The organism is Streptomyces viridosporus T7A (genome assembly GCF_008704515.1).
Lineage (GTDB): Bacteria > Actinomycetota > Actinomycetes > Streptomycetales > Streptomycetaceae > Streptomyces > Streptomyces viridosporus.
Window position 1 is genome coordinate 3,643,789 of the sequence record NZ_CP023700.1, and the last position, 18,303, is coordinate 3,662,091.

Below are 18,303 nucleotides of genomic sequence, written 5' to 3' on the forward strand. Positions count from 1 at the left end.
GCACGGCGTACCGTGATAAGTGCACACCTGCACCCCTACCAGCTGTGATGACCTCTCGCATTGCCGGCGACGAGGTTTCTCGAGACCCAGCTGCGAGACCTCTGAGGAGAAAGTGCTGTGACCGGGATCAAGACGACCGGCGAGAAGAAGATGATGTTCTTCTCCGGGCGCGCCCACCCCGAGCTTGCCGAGGAGGTCGCCCACCAGCTGGGTGTCGGGGTCGTCCCGACGAAGGCCTTCGACTTCGCCAATGGTGAGATCTATGTGCGGTACCAGGAGTCGGCTCGTGGTGCCGACTGTTTCCTGATCCAGAGCCACACTGCTCCGATCAACAAGTGGATCATGGAGCAGTTGATCATGATTGACGCGCTGAAGCGTGCGTCGGCGAGGTCCATCACGGTCATCGTGCCGTTCTACGGTTACGCGCGGCAGGACAAGAAGCACCGGGGTCGTGAACCGATCTCGGCGCGTCTGATCGCGGATCTGATGAAGACGGCGGGTGCCGACCGTCTCCTCACGGTGGATCTGCACACGGATCAGATCCAGGGGTTCTTCGACGGGCCCGTCGACCACCTCTTCGCGCTGCCGCTGCTCGCGGACTACGTGGGGGCGAAGGTGGACCGGGAGAAGCTGACGGTGGTGTCGCCGGACGCGGGTCGTGTGCGGGTGGCGGACCGTTGGTGCGACCGGCTGGGTGCGCCGCTGGCGATCGTGCACAAGCGCCGGGACAAGGACGTGGCGAACCAGGTCACCGTGCACGAGGTGGTCGGTGAGGTGAAGGGCCGCGTGTGCGTGCTGGTGGACGACATGATCGACACCGGTGGCACGATCTGCGCCGCGGCGGACGCGCTGTTCGCGCACGGTGCGGAGGACGTGATCGTGACGGCGACGCACGGTGTGCTGTCGGGTCCGGCGGCGGACCGGCTGAAGAACTCGCGGGTGAGCGAGTTCGTGTTCACGGACACGCTGCCGACGCCGAAGGAGCTGGGCGAGACCCTGGACAAGATCAAGGTGCTGTCGATCGCGCCGACGATCGCGCGTGCGGCGCGTGAGGTGTTCCAGGACGGTTCGGTGACGAGCCTGTTCGACGAGCAGTAAGGGGTCGCGCGGGGCGGTCGGTGCGCTCCGGTGATCGTTTTGGGTACGGCCTCCCGGTCCGAGTAGACTGCTGCAGTTGCTCGGCGAGGGAGGCCGTACCGCTTCTTGCGGGTGGTGCGGTGGTCCGTTATCGACGCGCTCTTCGTAGCAGGCCGTTCGTGGCCGGGTGACCTCCCCCGAGCTCCAAGGGGCAAGGGGTACCCCAGTCCGTCTTTCTGACTTCGAGGAGTGAACATGGCCGACGTGAAGATCAACGCCGAGACGCGTACCGAGTTCGGCAAGGGTGCCGCCCGCCGTATCCGCCGTGACGGCAAGGTTCCGGGTGTGGTGTACGAGCACGGTCTCGAGCCGCTGCACGTCACGCTGCCGGGTCACGAGCTGCTGCTGGCGCTGCGTACGCCGAACGTGCTGATCGAGCTGCTCATCGACGGCAAGGAGACCCAGCTGGCGATCCCGAAGGCGGTGCAGCGTGACCCGCTGAAGGGCTTCCTGGAGCACGTGGACCTGCTGAAGGTGAAGCGTGGCGAGATCGTCCAGGTGGAGATCCCGGTGCAGCCCGAGGGCGAGCTGGCCCCGGGTGGCAACCTGCTGGAGCACGTGCTGCCGGCGCTGCCGGTCGCGGCCGAGGCCACGCGCATTCCGGACTACCTGACGGTGTCCGTCGCGGGTCTGGAGGCCGGTGCCTCGGTCCTGGCGAAGGACATCACGCTTCCCGAGGGCGTGAAGCTGGCCGTGGACGAGGACGCCGTGGTGCTGCAGGTGCTGGCCGCGCAGGCGGAGGAGGCGCCCGAGGGCGAAGAGGGCGAAGAGGCCTGATCCTCTGCCAGTCGTCGTTTCGTCGGCCGCTGTTCCCGTGCGGGGCAGCGGCCGACGCGTATGAAGGAGACATGGACGTGACGACCGATGCGGCGGCTCCCTGGTTGATCGTGGGTCTGGGCAATCCGGGGCCGGAGTACGCGATGAACCGGCACAACGTGGGCTTCATGGTGGCGGATCTGCTGGCGGAGCGGATGGGGGGGCGGTTCAAGCGGGCCGGGAAGGCTCAGGCGCAGGTGGTGGAGGGGCGGATCGGGCCGCCGGGGCCGGCGAACCGGCGGGTGGTGCTGGCGAAGCCGATGTCGTACATGAACCTGTCGGGCGGGCCGGTGAACGCGCTGCGGGAGTTCTACAAGGTGCCGGTGGCCCATGTGGTGGCGATCCACGACGAGTTGGACATCGGGTACGGCGTGCTGCGGTTGAAGCTGGGGGGCGGGGACAACGGGCACAACGGGTTGAAGTCGATGACGAAGGCGTTCGGGGCGGACTACCACCGGGTGCGGTTCGGGATCGGTCGTCCGCCGGGGCGGATGCAGGTGGCGGATTTCGTGTTGCGGGACTTCTCGTCGGCGGAGCGCAAGGAGCTGGACTACTTCGTGGACCGGGCGGCGGACGCGGTGGAGTGTCTGGTGTCCGAGGGGCTGGAGCGGGCGCAGAGCGCGTACAACTCGTGACCCGCGGAGCGCGTGTGCCCGCGTCCTGCTGATCGCGTGCGTCCCGCGGTCTGCTGATGAGTACATCTGTCGACTTGTTCCCCACCGGAGTTGACCGGCCGCGAGGTCATGGCCAAGGATCGCCGCCATGCCTTCTGCGGTCCCCTCCTCCCGGGGCTCTTCCCCCGTGCTGCGGCTGTGCCGGTTCGCGGCGATGGGCACGGTCGCCGCGCTGATCCTGGTCGCCGGGGTGTGGGCGTCGTGGGGTACGGCGCAGTACGTGATGCTGACCAAGGGGCGCGAGCGCGGCACGGTCGAGGTGGGGCGGTGCGGTGCGCAGACGTGCTCGGGGCCGTACGCGCCGTCGTCGCGGGGGTCGCAGCCGCGGGCGGAGGTCGTGCTGGAGAAATCGGTGGCCGTGGAGGAGGGCGGGACCTATCCGGTGGTGCTGGAGCCGGACGGTGAGCGCGCGGTCCGTTCCGGTCCCGCCGGGATCCTGTACGCGTGGGTTCCGCTGGGCGGGGCGCTGCTGTTGGCGTCGGTGGTGGTGGCGGGCGGGCTGCTGCGGACGCGGGCCGCGTGGGTGCTGGCGTCGTCGGGGGCGGTGCTGCTCACGGCGGCCTTCCTGGCGATCTGAGGCGGCCGGTGTCCGACGGACGCGCCGGTCGCCCGGACGCGAGGGTGCCCCCGGGCCGGTAGGAGGCTCGGGGGCACCGTCGTGTCCGGAGGTTCCGGTGGTGCGGTCAGCCGGTGTTGCGCAGGCCGGCCGCGACGCCGTTGACGGTCAGCAGCAGGGCCCGGGAGAGCAGCGGGTCGGGCTGCTCTCCCGCGGCGGCGGCGTCGCGCTGGCGCTTGAGGAGGGCGACCTGGAGGTAGGAGATGGGGTCCAGGTAGGCGTCGCGGATGGTGAAGGTCTGCTTCAGGACCGGGTCGGCGTCCAGGAGTTCCTGCTCGCCGGTGACGCGCAGCACCTCGGCGACGGTCAGTTCGTGCTCGGCCTCGATGGTGTCGAAGACGTGCTTGAGGTGGTCGGGGACGAGGGTGTCGACGTAGTGCCGGGCGATGCGCAGGTCGGTCTTGGCGAGGGTCATCTCGACGTTGGAGATGAAGTTGCGGAAGAAGTGCCACTGCTGGTGCATCTCGTCGAGCACGGTGTCCAGGCCGGCCTCGCGCAGGGCCTTCAGGCCGGAGCCGACGCCGAACCAGCCGGGCACGATCTGCCGGGACTGGGTCCAGCCGAACACCCAGGGGATGGCGCGCAGTCCGTCCAGGCCGGCGCCGGAGTCGGGGCGGCGTGAGGGGCGGGAGCCGAGGTGGAGGTCGGCGAGCTGGTCGACGGGGGTGGAGGCGAAGAAGTAGGCGGGCAGGTCGGGGTCCTCGACGAGGCGGCGGTAGGCGGCGTGGGCGGCGTCGGAGACGACGTCCATGGCGGCGTCCCAGCGGGCGAGGGCCTCGACGGACTGGCGGGGCGCGGTGTGCAGGGCGGAGGCCTGGAGGGTGGCGGCGACGGACAGTTCCAGGTTCTCCCGGGCGAGGGCGGGGATGAGGTACTTGTCGGAGATGACCTCGCCCTGTTCGGTGACCTTGATCTCGCCCTCGAGGGTGCCCCAGGGCTGGGCGAGGATGGCGTCGTGGGTGGGGCCGCCGCCGCGGCCGACGGTGCCGCCGCGGCCGTGGAAGAGGCGCAGCCGGACGCCGTAGCGGTGGGCGACGTCGCGCAGGCGGCGCTGGGCGCGGTGGATCTCCCACTGGCTGGTGGTGATGCCGCCGAACTTGGAGGAGTCGGAGTAGCCGAGCATGACCTCCTGGACGTCGCCGCGCAGGGCGACCAGGCGCCGGTAGGAGGGGTCGGCGAGCATGTCCTCGAGGATGGTGTCGGCGGCCTTGAGTTCGTCGGTGGTCTCCAGCAGGGGGACGATGCCGATCTTCGCCCAGCCGGCGTGCAGGTCGACGAGTCCGGCTTCCCTCGCCAGGACGGCGGCGGCGAAGACGTCGTCGGCGCCCTGGCACATGGAGATGATGTAGGACTCGATGACCTCGGGTCCGAAGACCTCCAGGGCGCGCTTGACGGTCTGGAAGACGCCGAGGGTCTTCTCGCCGGCCGCGTCCACGGGGGCCGGGGTGGGGGCCAGCGGCCTGCGGGACCTGAGTTCCTTGGCGAGGAGCTTGGTGCGGTAGTCGCGGGGCATGTCGGCGTAGCGCCAGGATTCCTCGCCGAGCCGGTCGAAGAGCTGGCCGAGGGCGTGGTGGTGGGCGTCGGCGTGTTCGCGGACGTCCATGGTGGCGAGTTGGAGGCCGAAGGCGGCGAGGGTGCGGATGGTGCGGGCGAGGCGGCCGTCGGCGAAGAGGCCGCCGCGGTGTTCGCGCAGGGAGGCCTGGACGATCCGCAGGTCGGTGAGGAGTTCGCCGGTGCCGAGGTAGTCGCGGCCGGGTTCGTGGGGGGTGCCCTTGGCGAGGCGGAGCTTGGTGTTCTCCAGCTTCTGCCGGATGCAGGTGGCCTTGAGCCGGTAGGGCTCCTCGGCGTTGAGGCGCTTGTAGCGGGGGCTGATCTCGGGGAGGTGGTCGAGGTCGGCCTGGAGGGAGGTGAGGAGTTCCTCGGTGGCGCCGGTGTAGCGGATGGAGTTGGAGAGGAAGCCGCGCAGTTCGTCGATCATCTCCAGGGCGTCGTTGATGCCGTGTTCGTGCTGGAGGATGAGGACGTCCCAGGTGACCTGGGGGGTGACGTTGGGGTTGCCGTCGCGGTCGCCGCCGATCCAGGTGCCGAAGGTGAGGGGGCGGGTGTCGTCGGGGAGGCGGATGCCGGCGCGTTCCAGTTCGGCGGTGAGGTCCTCGAGGACGTCGCCGACCGCGCCGGCGTGGAGTTCGTCGAGGTAGTAGATGGCGTTGCGGGCCTCGTCGGTGGGTTCGGGGCGGACCACGCGCAGTTCGTCGGTCTGCCAGACGAGGTCGATGTTCTCGGCGAGCCGGGTGTCGAGGCGGCGCCGGTCGGACTCGATGACGGGGGTGTCGAGGAGGGCGGCGATCCGGCGGAGCTTGTTGAGGACGGAGCGGCGGGCGGCCTCGGTGGGGTGGGCGGTGAAGACGGGGCGGACGTTGAGGTGCCGCACGGTCTCGCGCAGGTGGTCGGGGTCGGCGTCCTTGAGCCGGTCGGCGGTGCGGGCGAGCAGTCCGCCCTCGGCGGCGCGGCGGGCGCGCAGTTCGCGGCCGCGGTGGACCTGTTCGGTGACGTTGGCCAGGTGGAAGTAGGTGGAGAAGGCGCGGACCAGCTTGGCCGCGGTCTGCAGTTCGGTGCCGCGCAGCAGTTCGGCGGCGGCCTCGCCGTCCTCGCGGGTGAGGCGGCGGACCTTCTCGACGAGGTCCAGCAGTTCCGGGCCCTCCTGCCGGACGAGGGTCTCCCCGAGGAGGTCGCCCAGTCGGCGGATGTCGGCGCGCAGTTCGCTGCTCGTCGTCGTGGTCTGGTCGTCGGCACTGCTCACAGGTGCGGCTCCTTGCAGTGTTGAAGCTCGTCTGGGAGGGAACCCGAACGGCGTCTCGCGCGGCGGGAGCCGCTTACGGGCCGGACGTCCGGGAAGAAATCAGAGCGGACCGCGCTGTCCGACCGACTTCCAGGATAGGTGCCGACCCGGACGCGCAGGCCCACGGGCTCTTGCCGCCGGGCGACGCACTGCCATACTTACGTTGCCGTAGGTTACGGGACCGTAGGAAGGACGCACGGTCTCCGTGGCCGGGCACATCACCCTCATCCCACATACCCCACAGGGGACACGTATGACCTCGAGCTCCGATGTGATCGACGAAGAGACGAAGAAGGACCGGTCCGAGGGCGGGGCGCTGCCCTCCGCCACCCTGGGCGGGGAGAGCAAGCGTTCGATCGAGCAGATCACGCTGCTGCTCTTCATCGCCGTCCCGTTCCTGGCGCTGCTGGCGGCGGTTCCGCTGGCGTGGGGCTGGGGGGTGAGCTGGCTGGACCTCGGTCTGCTGGTCTTCTTCTACTTCCTCGGGTGCCACGGCATCACCATCGGTTTCCACCGCCACTTCACCCACGGCTCGTTCAAGGCCAAGCGGCCGTTGAAGATCGCGCTGGCCGTCGCCGGCTCCATGGCGGTCGAGGGTCCGCTGGTGCGCTGGGTGGCCGATCACCGCAAGCACCACAAGTTCTCCGACGCCGAGGGCGACCCGCATTCGCCGTGGCGGTACGGGGAGACGGTCCCGGCGCTGCTCAAGGGCCTGTGGTGGGCGCACATCGGGTGGATGTTCGACGAGGAGCAGACGCCGCAGGACAAGTACGCGCCGGATCTGATCAAGGACAGGACGCTGCGGGCGATCTCCCGCCAGTTCGTGCTGTGGACGGTCGTGTCGCTGGGGCTGCCGGCGCTGATCGGCGGTCTGGTCACGATGTCGTGGTGGGGCGCGTTCACCGCCTTCTTCTGGGGGTCACTCGTCCGGGTGGCGTTGCTGCACCACGTGACGTGGTCGATCAACTCGATCTGCCATGCGGTCGGCAAGCGCCCGTTCAAGTCGCGGGACCGTTCGGGCAACGTGTGGTGGCTGGCGATCCTGTCCTGCGGTGAGTCCTGGCACAACCTGCACCACGCCGATCCGACCTCGGCGCGGCACGGGGTGGAGCGCGGGCAGCTCGATTCGAGCGCCCGTCTGATCCGCTGGTTCGAGCGGTTGGGCTGGGCGTACGACGTGCGGTGGCCGTCACGCTCGCGTATCGATTCGCGCCGTCGTACGGCGGAAGGCGACGCCCGGCGGGGGAAGGAAACCGTGAAGGCGGCATGATGGTCGCCGTGGCGACCGACTCCAGCAGCACCCCGAGCAATGACAAGCCGCGGCGTGTGCGCCGTACCCGGATGACCGGTGCCGAACGCCGCCAGCAGTTGTTGGAGATCGGCCGCACCCTGTTCGCGGCCAAGGGCTTCGAGGGCACGTCGGTGGAGGAGATCGCGGCGAAGGCCGGGGTCTCCAAGCCGGTGGTGTACGAGCACTTCGGCGGCAAGGAGGGCCTGTACGCGGTGGTGGTGGACCGCGAGATGCGGCGGCTGCTGGACATGGTGACGAGTTCCCTGACGGCGGGGCATCCGCGGGAGCTGTGCGAGCAGGCGGCGTTCGCGCTGCTGGACTACATCGAGGAGTACACGGACGGTTTCCGCATCCTGGTCCGTGACTCCCCCATCCCCCAGTCGACGGGTTCCTTCGCCTCGCTGATCTCGGACATCGCCACCCAGGTGGAGGACATCCTGGGCCGCGAGTTCAAGAGCCGGGGCTTCGACCCCAAGCTGGCGCCGCTGTACGCGCAGGCGCTGGTCGGGATGGTCGCCCTGACCGGCCAGTGGTGGCTGGACGTGCGCAAGCCGAAGAAGGCGGAGGTGGCGGCCCACCTGGTGAACCTGGCCTGGCACGGCCTGGACGGGCTGGAGCAGAAGCCGCGGCTGATCGGGCACCGGAAGTCCTAGCGGGGCTCCAGGAACTCCAGCCGGTTGCCCACCGGGTCCTCGGAGTAGAAGCGTCGGTGGCCCGGAAGGTCGTCGTCCCAGGTGACGGGGGCTCCGTGGGCCTTCAGCCGGGCGGCGTACGCGTCGATCCCGGTGACCCTCAGGCCGGGGTGGGCCTTCCGCGCGGGCCGGAAGTCCGGCTCGATCCCCAGGTGGAGCTGCACGGCTTGGGCCCGGAACCAGCAGCCGCCGCGCGCGGCGAGGACCGGCGGCTTGGGGATCTCGGTCATGCCGAGGACGGCGGTGTAGTACCCGCGCAGCCGCTCCTCGGAGCCGGGCGGCGCGGCCAGCTGGACGTGGTCGACGGCGGTGATCACGGTCGTGTCTCCTTGACGGCCACGGCGAAGATCCGCCGGAACGGGAACGGGGTGCCGTGCGCCCCGGCCGGATAGGCGGCGCGCAGGGCGGTGCGGTACTCCGCCACGAACTCCTCCCGCGCCTCGGGGTCGTCGGCGAGGGCGGTCAGGACGGGGCGCAGGGCGGTGCCCCCGACCCAGTCCAGGACGGGGTCCTCTCCCGTCAGCAGGTGGACGTACGTCGTCTCCCACACGTCGGCCGTGCAGCCGAGGCCGGTCAGGCGTTCCAGGTACTCCTCCGGCCGGAGCACGGCTCCGGCGTGGCGCAGGACGCCGGCGAGGCGGGTGCGCCGGTGCGGGGCGGCGGCGAGTTCGCGCAGGAGGGTGTGGCTGGGGGCGTCGAAGTTGCCGGGCACCTGGAAGGCGAGGGTGCCGCCGGGGGCGAGCCCGGCGATCCAGTCGCCGAACCGCTCCGCGTGCCCGGGGACCCACTGGAGGGTGGCGTTGCTGACGATCAGGTCGTACGGCCGGTCCGGTGTCCAGGTGCGGACGTCGGCGTGGGCGAAGTCGAGCCGGCCGCCCCCGGGGGTGGGGCCCTCGTGGCCGGTGCGGGCCGCGTCGAGCATCTCGGGCGAGTTGTCGTAGCCGGTGACGCGGGCGGCGGGCCAGCGGCCGGCGAGCAGGGCGGTGACGTTGCCGGCGCCGCAGCCCAGGTCGGCGATGCGGGGCGGGTCGCCGGGCAGGTCGGGGATACGGGCGAGGAGGTCGGTGAAGGGCCGGGTGCGGTGGCCGGCGTGGCGCAGGTACTGGGCGGGGTCCCAGGTGGGACCGGTGGCCGCGGGCATGGAACCTCCCGGTGCTGACGGACTGCGTCCAGCCTCGCCCCCCAATTACCTCGACGTCAAGACACTTCACGTCAAGAGACTTCACGTCGACACAACCACTACACTGATCCGCATGGAGGACGAGGTCGATCGGCTGGTCGCAGCGTGGCGCCGGGAGCGCCCGGACCTCGACGTGGAACCGCTCGAGGTGCTCAGCCGGGTGAGCAGACTGGCCCGGCACCTGGACCGGGCGCGCCGGCTCGCCTTCGCCGAGCACCACCTGGAGTCCTGGGAGTTCGACGTCCTGACCGCGCTGCGCCGCGCGGGCACCCCGTACCAGCTCTCGCCCGGCCAGCTCCTCACCCAGACCCTGGTCACCTCGGGCACGATGACCAACCGCATCGACCGCCTCGCCAAGAAAGGGCTGGTGGCGCGGCTGCCCGATCCCAGCGACCGGCGCGGTGTGCTGGTCCGGCTCACGGACGAGGGCCGCGACCGCGCCGACCAGGCGCTGGCCGGGCTGCTGGCCCAGGAGCGGGCCATCCTCGCGGAGCTCTCCCCCGCGCAGCGCGGTGAACTGGCCGGGCTGCTACGCCAGTTGACCGCCCCGTTCGACAACATCCCCGGTTGACGGCCGGTCCAGGTCGACGGGCCCGACGCCCGCCCGGCGGGCGAGGGCGACGGCGGCGAGGGTGGAGTGCACCCCCAGTTTGCCGAGGACGTTCTGCATGTGGGTGCGCACGGTGTGCGGGGACAGGAACAGGCGCTCGGCGACCGCTTTGCGCCCCAGCCCCGCCACCATGCACCGCAGCACTTCCCGCTCCCTCGGGGTCAGGGACTCCACGAGCCGTTCGCTCTCGGTGCGGTGCCTGCGGGCGGCGGTCAGTTCGCGCAGGACGCCGGTGAGCAGCGCGGGCGGCAGGTGCGTCTCGTCCCGCAGCACCCCGCGGATGACGGTGAGCAGCCGGCTCAGCGAGCAGTCCTTGGCCACCCACCCGGAGGCTCCCGCCTGCAGGGCGAGCGCGGCCCGGCGCGGGTCGTCCTTCTCGGCGAGGACGACGATGCGCACCTGGGGCTGCGCCGAGCGCACCCCCGTGACCAGCGACATCCCGTCGACGAGTCCGTCCTCGTCGCCGTCCTGCACCGGCACGGCCGGCCGTCCGCCGGGCACCTTGCCGCCCAGGTCGGCGTCGACGAGCAGGACGTCGAACCGCCGCCCCTCGGCGGCCGCCCGCTCCAGGCAGCGCAGCGCGGCCGGGCCGCTGCCCGCCGCGGACACGTCGACGTCCGGCTCCGCGGCCAGGGCCGCCGCCAGTGACTCGGCGAAGATGCGATGGTCGTCGACGACCAGGACTCGGATGCGAACCACGAAACCCCCTTCCCCAAGCTCTCCGCAGAGCAGGGGATTACCCATCGTCGGAGGACGACACCGGCGCGGGTACGGCGCCGAAGCCCTCGTCACGGACTTTCCTGCTGGACACGGGACGGGTCGCCGCAACCGCACGGCCGCCGCCGCGGGTCGGCCGCCGCCCCGCCTCGGACGCCGTACCCGACTTCTCTCGCCCCCTGAACGACGCCGGCCCCCACCGGCGCTGTTCATCAGAGTACGGGCGAGGCCCGGGAGCGGAAGGTTATTTGCAGAACTGGCGGCCTTGCGCGTTTATGGTGAGCCGCATGTTCCGTCTTGAGACAGAAGTCGACAAGGCCCGACGTGATCTGCTCCGCAGGCGGCTGAGGGACACCAACACGGCGGCCTCCCCGGTCCTGCGCGCCCTGCGCGGAACGCCGGCCGAACGGGAGTCGGCTTTGCACGTGTGGGCGTCGGGCGCGAACGGCGATCTCGCGGGCGGCCTGGTCGGCCACACCTGGACGACCTGGCTGCACGTGACCTACCTCTGGGTCGACGGACGCCACCGGGGGGCGGGCCTGGGCTCCCTCCTGCTGGCGGAGGCGGAGCGCATCGCCTCCGCCGACCGCGGCTGCACCGCCGCCCGCGTGGAGACCTGGGACTTCCAGGCCCCGGAGTTCTACCGGAAGCAGGGCTACGAGGTGGTCTGCGTGATCCCCGACTACCCGCCGGGGATCACGGAGTACACGCTGACGAAGCGGCTGGGCTAGCGGGGCGGCCGGAGCCGGCCCCGTGCCCCGGAGGCGATGCCGACGCCGTACGGCACCCCGAAGCCGCGGGGGCCGGTGGACGTCCTCACGAGGAGGGACGCGCCGTCGCCGATCCCCGCGGCGGGCCGGGAGGGCTCAGCGCAGCCGCCGCGCCCCCGCCGACGGGACCGCCTCGAAGGTGCGGGGGGCCCGGAAGCCGGCCGCCGCGAAGGCCTCCTCCACCGCCTTGGTGATCACCGGGACGTCGGCCTCCTCGGCGAGCACGACGGCCGAGCCGCCGAAGCCGCCGCCGGTCATGCGGGCGCCCAGCGCACCCGCGCCCAGCGCCGTGTCGACGACCAGGTCGAGTTCGGGGCAGGAGACGCGGAAGTCGTCGCGCAGGGAGGCGTGGCCCTCGGCCAGGACGGGGCCGATGGCCCGGGCGTCGCCCGCCTGAAGGAACGCGACGACCCGTTCGACCCGCTCGTCCTCCGTGATCACGTGCCGGACCAGGCGGCGGACCTCCTCCTCGTCGCCCAGCCGCGCCAGCGCCGCCTCCAGCTCCGCGTACGGCACGTCCCTGAGCGCGTCGACGCCCAGCAGGGCCGCGCCCTTCTCGCAGCCGGCGCGGCGCTTGCCGTACTCGCCCTCGCTGTGGCTGTGCTCGACCCGGGTGTCGACGACCAGCAGGCGCATGCCCTCGGCGGCCAGGTCGAAGGGGATCTGCCGCTGGGAGAGGTCGCGGGTGTCGAGGAACAGGGCGTGGCCCTCTTCGCAGCAGGCCGAGGCCGTCTGGTCCATGATGCCGACGGGGGCGCCGACGTAGACGTTCTCCGCGCGCTGGCACAGCCGGGCCAGCTGCCAGCCGCGCAGGCCCAGGCCGAACAGGTCGTTCAGCGCGAGCGCCACGACCACCTCCAGGGCGGCCGACGACGACAGGCCCGCGCCCGCCGGGACCGTCGAGGCGAGGTGGACGTCCGCGCCGGTCACCGCGTGGCCGGCCTCGCGCAGGGCCCACACCACGCCCGCCGGGTAGGCGGTCCACCGCCGGTCGGATCCGGGCGCGAGGGCGTCCACCGCCAGCTCCGCCACCGGGTCGTCGACGTCGGCCGAGTGCAGGCGCAGGACGCCGTCGTCGCGGCGCGCGACCGCGGCGACCGCGGTGTGCGGCAGGGCGAACGGCATGACGAAGCCGTCGTTGTAGTCGGTGTGCTCGCCGATGAGGTTGACCCGGCCCGGTGCCGCCCACACCCCGTCCGGTGCGGCCCCGTACAGCCGCTCGAACCGTTCGGCGACGGACCGTGCGACGGCCTCGCTGGACTCGCTCATGCTCTGGCTCCCTGCCCCTTCGTCGTGCTCTCGGCGCGCTGCCGCGCGAACTGCCACGCGTCGGCGACGATCTCCGCGAGGTCCGTGCGCGACGGGTTCCAGCCCAGCTTCTCGTGGGCCGCGGCGGCCGACGCCACCAGGACCGCGGGGTCGCCGCCCCGGCGGGGGGCCACGACCTCGGGGATCGGGTGGCCGGTGACCTTGCGGACCGTCTCGATCACCTCGCGGACGGAGAAGCCGTTGCCGTTGCCGAGGTTGCAGATCAGGTGCTCGCCGGGCTCGGCGGCCCGCAGGGCCAGCAGATGGGCCTCGGCCAGGTCGGCGACGTGGATGTAGTCGCGTACGCAGGTGCCGTCCGGGGTCGGGTAGTCGTCGCCGTAGACGGAGATCGCCTCCCGCCTCCCCTGCGCCACCTGCAGCACGAGCGGGATCAGGTGCGACTCGGGGTCGTGGCGCTCGCCGTGCTGCCCGTACGCGCCGGCCACGTTGAAGTAGCGCAGGGAGACCGCGCCCAGCCCGTGCGCCGCCGCCTCACCGGTGATCATGTGGTCGACGGCGAGCTTCGAGGCCCCGTAGGGGTTCGTGGGCCGGGTCGGGGCGGACTCCGTGATCGGGACCTGCTCCGGTTCGCCGTAGGTCGCCGCCGTGGAGGAGAACACCAGTCGGCGCACGCCCGCCGCGCGCATGGCCGCCAGCAGCGCCATGGTGCCGCCGACGTTGTTGTCCCAGTACTTCTCCGGCTTCACGACCGACTCGCCGACCTGCGAGAACGCGGCGAAGTGCAGGACGCCGTCGTAGGAGGGGTCCAGCCACTCGGCGGCCTCGCGGAGGTCGCCCTCGACGAAGGAGGCTCCCGCGGGAACACCCTCGCGGAAGCCGGTGGAGAGGTTGTCGAGCACGACCACCTCGTGACCGGCCTCCAGCAGATGCTGGGCGACGACACCGCCGACGTAACCGGCACCGCCCGTCACCAGGTATTTCCCGCTCATGAGCTCGCTACCTCCCGCAGTCGCTCGGCCGCACGCTCCGGCGGCACGTCGTTGATGAACACATCCATACCGGACTCGGACCCCGCGAGGAACTTCAGCTTGCCGGTGGTGCGGCGAATGGTGAAAAGCTCGAGGTGGAGGGCGAAGTCGTCGCGCGTGACGCCGTCGAACTCCTCCAGCGGGCCGAACGGCGCCTGGTGCCAGGCCGCGATGTACGGCGTCGGCGGCTCCCCCGCGCCCTCCTTCCCCCCGTCCCGCCCGTCGAAGATCCGGTCGAAGCGCCTCAGCAGTTCCAGGTACACCTCGGGGAACTCCGCGCGCGCCGCCTCGTCGAGCCCGAGCAGGTCGGGCACCCGGCGCCTCGGGTACAGGTGGACCTCGTAGGGCCAGTGCGCCGCGTACGGCACGAAGGCGGCCCAGTGCTCCCCCTCCAGGACGACCCGCTCCCCGGAGAGTTCCCGCTCCAGCACGGCGTCGAAGAGGTTCTCCCCGCCGGTCGCCTCCTTGTGCGCGGCCACGTGACGCAGCATCAGGGCGGTCCGGGGGGTGGTGAAGGGGTAGGCGTAGATCTGCCCGTGCGGGTGCTGGAGGGTGACGCCGATCTCGGCGCCCCGGTTCTCGAAGCAGAACACCTGCTCGACGGAGGGCAGGTGGGACAGCTCGGACGTCCGGTCCGTCCACGCCTCCAGGACCAGCCGTGCCTGTCGTTCGCTCAGGTCGGCGAAGGAGGCGTCGTGGTCGGAGGTGAAGCAGACGACCTCGCACCGGCCCGAGTCCCCGGCCAGCGAGGGGAACCGGTTCTCGAAGACGACCACGTCGTACGACGCGTCGGGGATCTCGCTCAGCCGCTCCCCCCGGGAGGGGCACAGGGGGCACTGGTCGGCCGGCGGGTGGTAGGTGCGGCCCTGGCGGTGCGAGGCGACGGCGACCCGGTCGCCCCGCAGCGGGTCACGGCGGACCTCGGAGGAGGTGACGGTGGCGTCCAGCGGGCGGCGGTCGACCGCCTCACGCACGACGTCGTCACTCAGGTCGTAGTAGATGAGCTCGCGACCGTCGGCCAGTCGGGTCGAGGTCTTCTTCACGCCGGACGCTCCATTCGGGCCGCTCACCGCGGCACGTCACACACCGCTCCACACTCTTCCAACAGAACCCAACATACCAAAACACAACCCATCAGGACCATCACGCATCACCATCGAACAAAAAACATCAACAGAAGCGTTCGACGACTGAACGCGAAGGTGCGGTTTCCGTCAGGTGCCGGTTCACGCACCGAAGCGCGTCCACACACAGACCCCCACAAACCTCACGCCCCCCGCCCTCTCGGCGGCCGAACGACGAGGACGAGGGCGTCGGCATTCACCTGTGGGCCGGACTGGGGACGCCGATCCCGGGCCGGTTGTTCCTGCTGTGGCTGAGGACGGGGCCGACGGCCGCGCCGCCGGACGTCCTGCCGGACGAGAAGCCGAACGAGAAGCCGGACGAGCCGGACGAGAAGGGGGAAGAGCGAACCGGCGTCACCCGGTGGCCCAACGCCGACGCGGGCGGGGAGCGCGGCCCGGCGCCGGCGAGGCGCCGCCGTGCCCGTCCGTGCCGCTCCCGGGGGCTCCTCCCGGGAGCGGGCGGGGGGCTCCTCCCGGGCCCTCGGGGCACCGGGGAGGCCACACGTGCCCGCGGGGATGCGGCGTCCGCCCCGACTCCGCCCCCGACGCACCGCAGGCGTCACCCCCGCACCCGAGCCCGCACGGTCCCGCCGGGTCAGTCCTCCGCGGACATCACTCGCCGTACCGGCCCCGCCCGGTCCAGCAGCCCCGTCCGGGCCGCCAGTGCCGCCGCCTCCAGCCGCGACCCCACGCCCAGTTTCATCAGGACCCGCTGCACATGCGTCCGCGCCGTCGACGGGGCGATGCCCATGCCCGCCGCGATCAGCCGGGTGTCCTCACCGTCGGCCACCCGCACCAGCACCTCCACCTCCCTCGGCGTCAGCATCCGCAACAGCCGCTGCCCCTCGTCGTCCGGCTGCGCCACCGGGTTCAGCAGCTCGCCGAACGCCCCCTGCAGCAACTGCGGCGCCACCGCCGCCTCCCCCGCCCGCGCCTTCATGATCGCCCGCTCGACGCCCTCGATGCGCTCGTCGTGCCGCACGTATCCCGACGCCCCCGCCGCGAACGCCGCCGCGATCCCGCGCGGGCTCGGCACCGGCCCCAGCACCAGTACCGCCACCTGCGGCCGTTCCCGCTTGATCTTCACCACCGGGTCGAAGATCCCCGGCTCCGCCGGTGTCGCCGTCCCCAGCAGGCACACCTCCGGCGCCCGGCTGATCACCAGGTCCGCCGCCCCCGCCGCCGGCGCCGCCGCGGCCAGCACCCGGTGCCCCCGCAGCTTCAGCGCCGAGGCCAGCGCCTCCGCGAGCAATCGGTGGTCGTCGACCACCATCAGCCGCACTCCCATCGAACAACCAACCCCCCATACCGCGCACACCCCCGCGCGCCGTCACCCCGCCCGGACCCTCCGGTGGATCCCCGTGGATGCCCCCGGAAGCTACACGCTTGTTCGACGTTGCGCTCCCCCTACCGGCGAGAATCGCCCCGGATCGCCGAAATTCTCGCGTTCGGTGGCGATGAGCACGTGATGAGCGGTACGCGCACGGCTCCGCCCCCGAGCGGGGACGGAGCCGTGGAAGCGGACCGGACGGGCGAGCAGGGGATCAGCCCGTGCCGAAGGCGATCACCAGGTACCTCTTCTCCGAGGTCGAGAAGTCACTGGCGTACACGCCCGACATGTACAGCCTCCCCTGCGTGAACAGGATCTCGGCGCTGTCCGGCAGCATCCGCGTCTCCACGTCCCGCACGGACTCCGTGGCCGGGTTCTCCATCAGCGTCGTCTGCTCGAAGGAACTCCCGTCGATGCTGACGATCTGCCCGCCCTTGTCGTAGGGCGGACGCTTGTACGCCAGGATGTCGCCGCCGTCCATCCGCAGCGGGACGATCTCGTAGCCGTCCCCCGCGTCGGCGCGCTGACCGGTCTTCTTGCCGGTGCCCAGGTCGAAGGCCACGACCTCGTTGGTCCGGCTGTACTTGCCGGTGCTCTCGTGCTCCTCGGTCGCGATGTACAGCCGGTCGTTGCCGACCGCCAGTCCGCTGCACTTCTCGATCTTGGTGATGGTCTCGCAGCGGGCCCCGTACTCCTCGCCCGGCGCGGAGATGCGCGTGCGCAGCTCGCCGGTCTTGTTGTCGATGGAGAAGAAGTCGGAGATGCCGCTGCCGTCCCCCGCGGAGTCGCCGACGTCGGCCGCCACGACGAGCGGGTCGGTGGAGACGATGCCGGCGTAGTCGATGCCCTCGTCCATCTTGTACTCGCTGATCACCGTCCCGGACTTCGGGTCGATGGTCTGGATGTGCAGCTGGCGCTGCCCGTACGAACCGCACTTGCGCACCGCGACCAGCTTCTCGCCGCCGCCGTACCCGGCGTCGTAGCAGGTGTCGGACGTCTTGGGGGCCCACAGCTGCTTCCCGGAGCCGATCTCCCAGGCGGCGCCTCCGCTGGTGCTGCCCGCGGCGACGGTGCCCCCGCTGAGGGTGACGTTGTTGAAGCTGATCGGCATGGTGCCGGTCTTGGCGGTCTTGGACCACAGCTCCTTGCCCGCCGCCAGGTCGATCACCCCGACCTGCGTGCACCGCTGGGGGTCGGTCTTGGTCGGCATGGCCGGCTTGTAGACGATCGCCGTCCTGTTGTCCTCGGTGACATGACCGCTGGCCTCGCACACCGGCCCGGGCAGGTCGATCGTCCACTGCTCGGTGCCCTTGTCGCGGTCGTAGCCGACGATCTCGGCGATGCCGCTCTTGGCGTACACCGTGTCGGTCACCCAGGAGCCCGAGGTGGCGATGGTCGTGCTGCCCTTGGGGACCTCGGGCGCCGGCACCTGGAAGAGGACCTTGGAGCCGGGGTCGGCCGGGGCCTTCTCCGCGCCGCCGGCGGTGGTGCCGCCCTCGCCGCCGTTCTTGCTGTCCTTGCCGCCGGTGCCGCCGGAGTCCGCGGAGGTGTTCTTGTCGTCGTCCTTGCCGGAGGAGGCGTACCAGACGCCACCGCCGATGATCAGGGCGATGGCCACGACCGCGGCGACGATGATGGCCAGCTGCGCGTTGGGCTTCCGCCCGCCACCGCCCGGCTGCGGCTGCTGCGGCATCGGCACGGTCGCCTGCGGATAGCCGTACCCGGGCTGCCCGTACGGACCCGGCTGCTGCGGCTGCCCGTACGGTCCCGGCTGCTGCGGCTGTCCGTACGGTCCCGGCTGCTGCGGCTGTCCGTACGGTCCCGGCTGCTGCGGCTGTCCGTACGGTCCCGGCTGCTGCCCGGGGTAGCCGTACCCGGCCGGAGGCTGCTGCCCCGGGTAGCCGTATCCGGGCTGCGGGGCGCCGGACGGCGGGGGTGTCGGCGGGGCGGCCGGAGGCGACTGCGGGGTCTGCGGGTACCCGTATCCGGGCTCGGGAGCCTTGGTGAGATCGGGCCCGCCCGGAGCGGGTGGCTGCTGCGAGGGCTGGGCGGGTGGCTGCGGCGGGCCGAAGCCCGGCTGCTGCGGGGACCGGTCGGACGGCTGGGGCGGCTGGTCGGACGGCTGAGGCGGCTGGGTCATGGCGTGAGTACCTCGGGGAGGGGACGGGCTGCGACGGGGTGGGTGACCGGACGGGGCGAGGGCGCCGGCC

The 18,303-nt window shown here is 71.7% G+C and carries 17 protein-coding genes; 8 read left to right on the forward strand and 9 right to left on the reverse strand.

The window, feature by feature from the left end; all coding sequences use genetic code 11:
- Window positions 1-117: 117 nt before the first annotated feature.
- The 4 genes from CP969_RS16760 to CP969_RS16775 all read left to right on the forward strand — a co-directional run bounded on the left by CP969_RS16760 (window position 118) and on the right by CP969_RS16775 (window position 3,204).
- Window positions 118-1,098 carry a ribose-phosphate diphosphokinase gene (locus CP969_RS16760; protein ID WP_004987036.1) on the forward strand — a complete coding sequence of 327 codons (981 nt, stop codon included), beginning with the start codon at window positions 118-120 and terminating at the stop codon, window positions 1,096-1,098.
- Between the two features lie 234 nt (window positions 1,099-1,332).
- Window positions 1,333-1,914: a 50S ribosomal protein L25/general stress protein Ctc gene (locus CP969_RS16765; RefSeq protein ID WP_016825910.1), complete on the forward strand. Its 582-nt coding sequence runs from the start codon at window positions 1,333-1,335 to the stop codon at window positions 1,912-1,914.
- 71 nt (window positions 1,915-1,985) lie between these two features.
- The gene (gene pth / locus CP969_RS16770) at window positions 1,986-2,588 is read left to right on the forward strand and encodes an aminoacyl-tRNA hydrolase (RefSeq protein WP_016825909.1); all 603 of its coding nucleotides are present in this window, start codon (window positions 1,986-1,988) and stop codon (window positions 2,586-2,588) included.
- 127 nt (window positions 2,589-2,715) lie between these two features.
- Entirely contained in the window at window positions 2,716-3,204 is a 489-nt protein-coding gene (locus CP969_RS16775) for a hypothetical protein (RefSeq protein ID WP_026085119.1), read from the forward strand.
- A 106-nt stretch (window positions 3,205-3,310) separates the two neighbouring features.
- On the opposite strand, the gene ppc is transcribed toward CP969_RS16775, so the two are convergent.
- Entirely contained in the window at window positions 3,311-6,043 is a 2,733-nt protein-coding gene (ppc, locus tag CP969_RS16780; RefSeq protein WP_016825907.1) for a phosphoenolpyruvate carboxylase, read from the reverse strand.
- A 292-nt stretch (window positions 6,044-6,335) separates the two neighbouring features.
- On the opposite strand from ppc, the gene CP969_RS16785 reads away from it, so the two are divergent.
- Together CP969_RS16785 and CP969_RS16790 are read left to right on the forward strand one after the other, a co-directional pair.
- Window positions 6,336-7,352: an acyl-CoA desaturase gene (locus CP969_RS16785; protein ID WP_004987028.1), complete on the forward strand. Its 1,017-nt coding sequence runs from the start codon at window positions 6,336-6,338 to the stop codon at window positions 7,350-7,352.
- The gene (locus tag CP969_RS16790; protein ID WP_026085118.1) at window positions 7,349-8,026 is read left to right on the forward strand and encodes a TetR/AcrR family transcriptional regulator; all 678 of its coding nucleotides are present in this window, start codon (window positions 7,349-7,351) and stop codon (window positions 8,024-8,026) included. The genes CP969_RS16785 and CP969_RS16790 overlap by 4 nt, the downstream gene beginning before the upstream one ends.
- On the opposite strand, the gene CP969_RS16795 is transcribed toward CP969_RS16790, so the two are convergent.
- Both CP969_RS16795 and CP969_RS16800 read right to left on the reverse strand, forming a co-directional pair.
- Entirely contained in the window at window positions 8,023-8,382 is a 360-nt protein-coding gene (locus tag CP969_RS16795; protein WP_004987020.1) for a VOC family protein, read from the reverse strand. The genes CP969_RS16790 and CP969_RS16795 overlap by 4 nt on opposite strands.
- Window positions 8,379-9,206, reverse strand: a complete 828-nt coding sequence (locus CP969_RS16800; protein WP_016825906.1) for a trans-aconitate 2-methyltransferase — start codon at window positions 9,204-9,206, stop codon at window positions 8,379-8,381. Before CP969_RS16800 ends, CP969_RS16795 begins: the two co-directional genes overlap by 4 nt.
- A 112-nt stretch (window positions 9,207-9,318) precedes the next feature.
- Between CP969_RS16800 and tamR the strand changes: the two genes are divergently transcribed.
- Window positions 9,319-9,816 (forward strand): MarR family transcriptional regulator TamR, encoded by a 498-nt coding sequence (gene tamR / locus CP969_RS16805; protein WP_004987016.1) that lies wholly within the window; start codon window positions 9,319-9,321, stop codon window positions 9,814-9,816.
- On the opposite strand, the gene CP969_RS16810 is transcribed toward tamR, so the two are convergent.
- A complete protein-coding gene (locus CP969_RS16810; RefSeq protein WP_016825905.1) occupies window positions 9,775-10,554 on the reverse strand; it encodes a LuxR C-terminal-related transcriptional regulator in 780 nt (259 codons plus the stop codon). The genes tamR and CP969_RS16810 overlap by 42 nt on opposite strands.
- A 293-nt stretch (window positions 10,555-10,847) precedes the next feature.
- Here CP969_RS16810 and CP969_RS16815 point away from each other — a divergent pair, with 293 nt between their 5' ends.
- Window positions 10,848-11,303, forward strand: a complete 456-nt coding sequence (locus CP969_RS16815; protein ID WP_004987011.1) for a GNAT family N-acetyltransferase — start codon at window positions 10,848-10,850, stop codon at window positions 11,301-11,303.
- Between the two features lie 135 nt (window positions 11,304-11,438).
- On the opposite strand, the gene galK is transcribed toward CP969_RS16815, so the two are convergent.
- The 5 genes from galK to CP969_RS16840 form a co-directional block, all read right to left on the reverse strand.
- Window positions 11,439-12,611, reverse strand: coding sequence for a galactokinase (galK, locus tag CP969_RS16820; RefSeq protein WP_016825904.1), 1,173 nt, complete (start codon window positions 12,609-12,611; stop codon window positions 11,439-11,441).
- Complete coding sequence (galE, locus tag CP969_RS16825; RefSeq protein ID WP_004987002.1) at window positions 12,608-13,600, reverse strand: UDP-glucose 4-epimerase GalE; 993 nt, start codon at window positions 13,598-13,600, stop codon at window positions 12,608-12,610. Before galE ends, galK begins: the two co-directional genes overlap by 4 nt.
- Window positions 13,597-14,682 carry a galactose-1-phosphate uridylyltransferase gene (gene galT, locus CP969_RS16830; RefSeq protein WP_004986998.1) on the reverse strand — a complete coding sequence of 362 codons (1,086 nt, stop codon included), beginning with the start codon at window positions 14,680-14,682 and terminating at the stop codon, window positions 13,597-13,599. The genes galE and galT overlap by 4 nt, the downstream gene beginning before the upstream one ends.
- A gap of 676 nt (window positions 14,683-15,358) precedes the next feature.
- The gene (locus CP969_RS16835) at window positions 15,359-16,051 is read right to left on the reverse strand and encodes a helix-turn-helix transcriptional regulator (RefSeq protein ID WP_026085117.1); all 693 of its coding nucleotides are present in this window, start codon (window positions 16,049-16,051) and stop codon (window positions 15,359-15,361) included.
- A gap of 256 nt (window positions 16,052-16,307) precedes the next feature.
- On the reverse strand, window positions 16,308-18,233 hold the full coding sequence (locus tag CP969_RS16840; protein WP_150474941.1) for an outer membrane protein assembly factor BamB family protein: 1,926 nt from the start codon (window positions 18,231-18,233) through the stop codon (window positions 16,308-16,310).
- Window positions 18,234-18,303: the final 70 nt, after the last annotated feature.

Bases quoted from the DNA above. Each gene is read 5' to 3' on its own strand.
- CP969_RS16765 (WP_016825910.1), top strand. From the start codon at position 1,333: ATGGCCGACGTGAAGATCAACGCCGAGACGCGTACCGAGTTCGGCAAG.
- pth (WP_016825909.1), top strand. From the start codon at position 1,986: ATGGACGTGACGACCGATGCGGCGGCTCCCTGGTTGATCGTGGGTCTG.
- CP969_RS16775 (WP_026085119.1), top strand. From the start codon at position 2,716: ATGCCTTCTGCGGTCCCCTCCTCCCGGGGCTCTTCCCCCGTGCTGCGG.
- CP969_RS16785 (WP_004987028.1), top strand. From the start codon at position 6,336: ATGACCTCGAGCTCCGATGTGATCGACGAAGAGACGAAGAAGGACCGG.
- CP969_RS16790 (WP_026085118.1), top strand. From the start codon at position 7,349: ATGATGGTCGCCGTGGCGACCGACTCCAGCAGCACCCCGAGCAATGAC.
- CP969_RS16800 (WP_016825906.1), bottom strand. From the start codon at position 9,206: ATGCCCGCGGCCACCGGTCCCACCTGGGACCCCGCCCAGTACCTGCGC.
- tamR (WP_004987016.1), top strand. From the start codon at position 9,319: ATGGAGGACGAGGTCGATCGGCTGGTCGCAGCGTGGCGCCGGGAGCGC.
- CP969_RS16815 (WP_004987011.1), top strand. From the start codon at position 10,848: ATGGTGAGCCGCATGTTCCGTCTTGAGACAGAAGTCGACAAGGCCCGA.
- galK (WP_016825904.1), bottom strand. From the start codon at position 12,611: ATGAGCGAGTCCAGCGAGGCCGTCGCACGGTCCGTCGCCGAACGGTTC.
- galE (WP_004987002.1), bottom strand. From the start codon at position 13,600: ATGAGCGGGAAATACCTGGTGACGGGCGGTGCCGGTTACGTCGGCGGT.
- CP969_RS16835 (WP_026085117.1), bottom strand. From the start codon at position 16,051: ATGGGAGTGCGGCTGATGGTGGTCGACGACCACCGATTGCTCGCGGAG.
- CP969_RS16840 (WP_150474941.1), bottom strand. From the start codon at position 18,233: ATGACCCAGCCGCCTCAGCCGTCCGACCAGCCGCCCCAGCCGTCCGAC.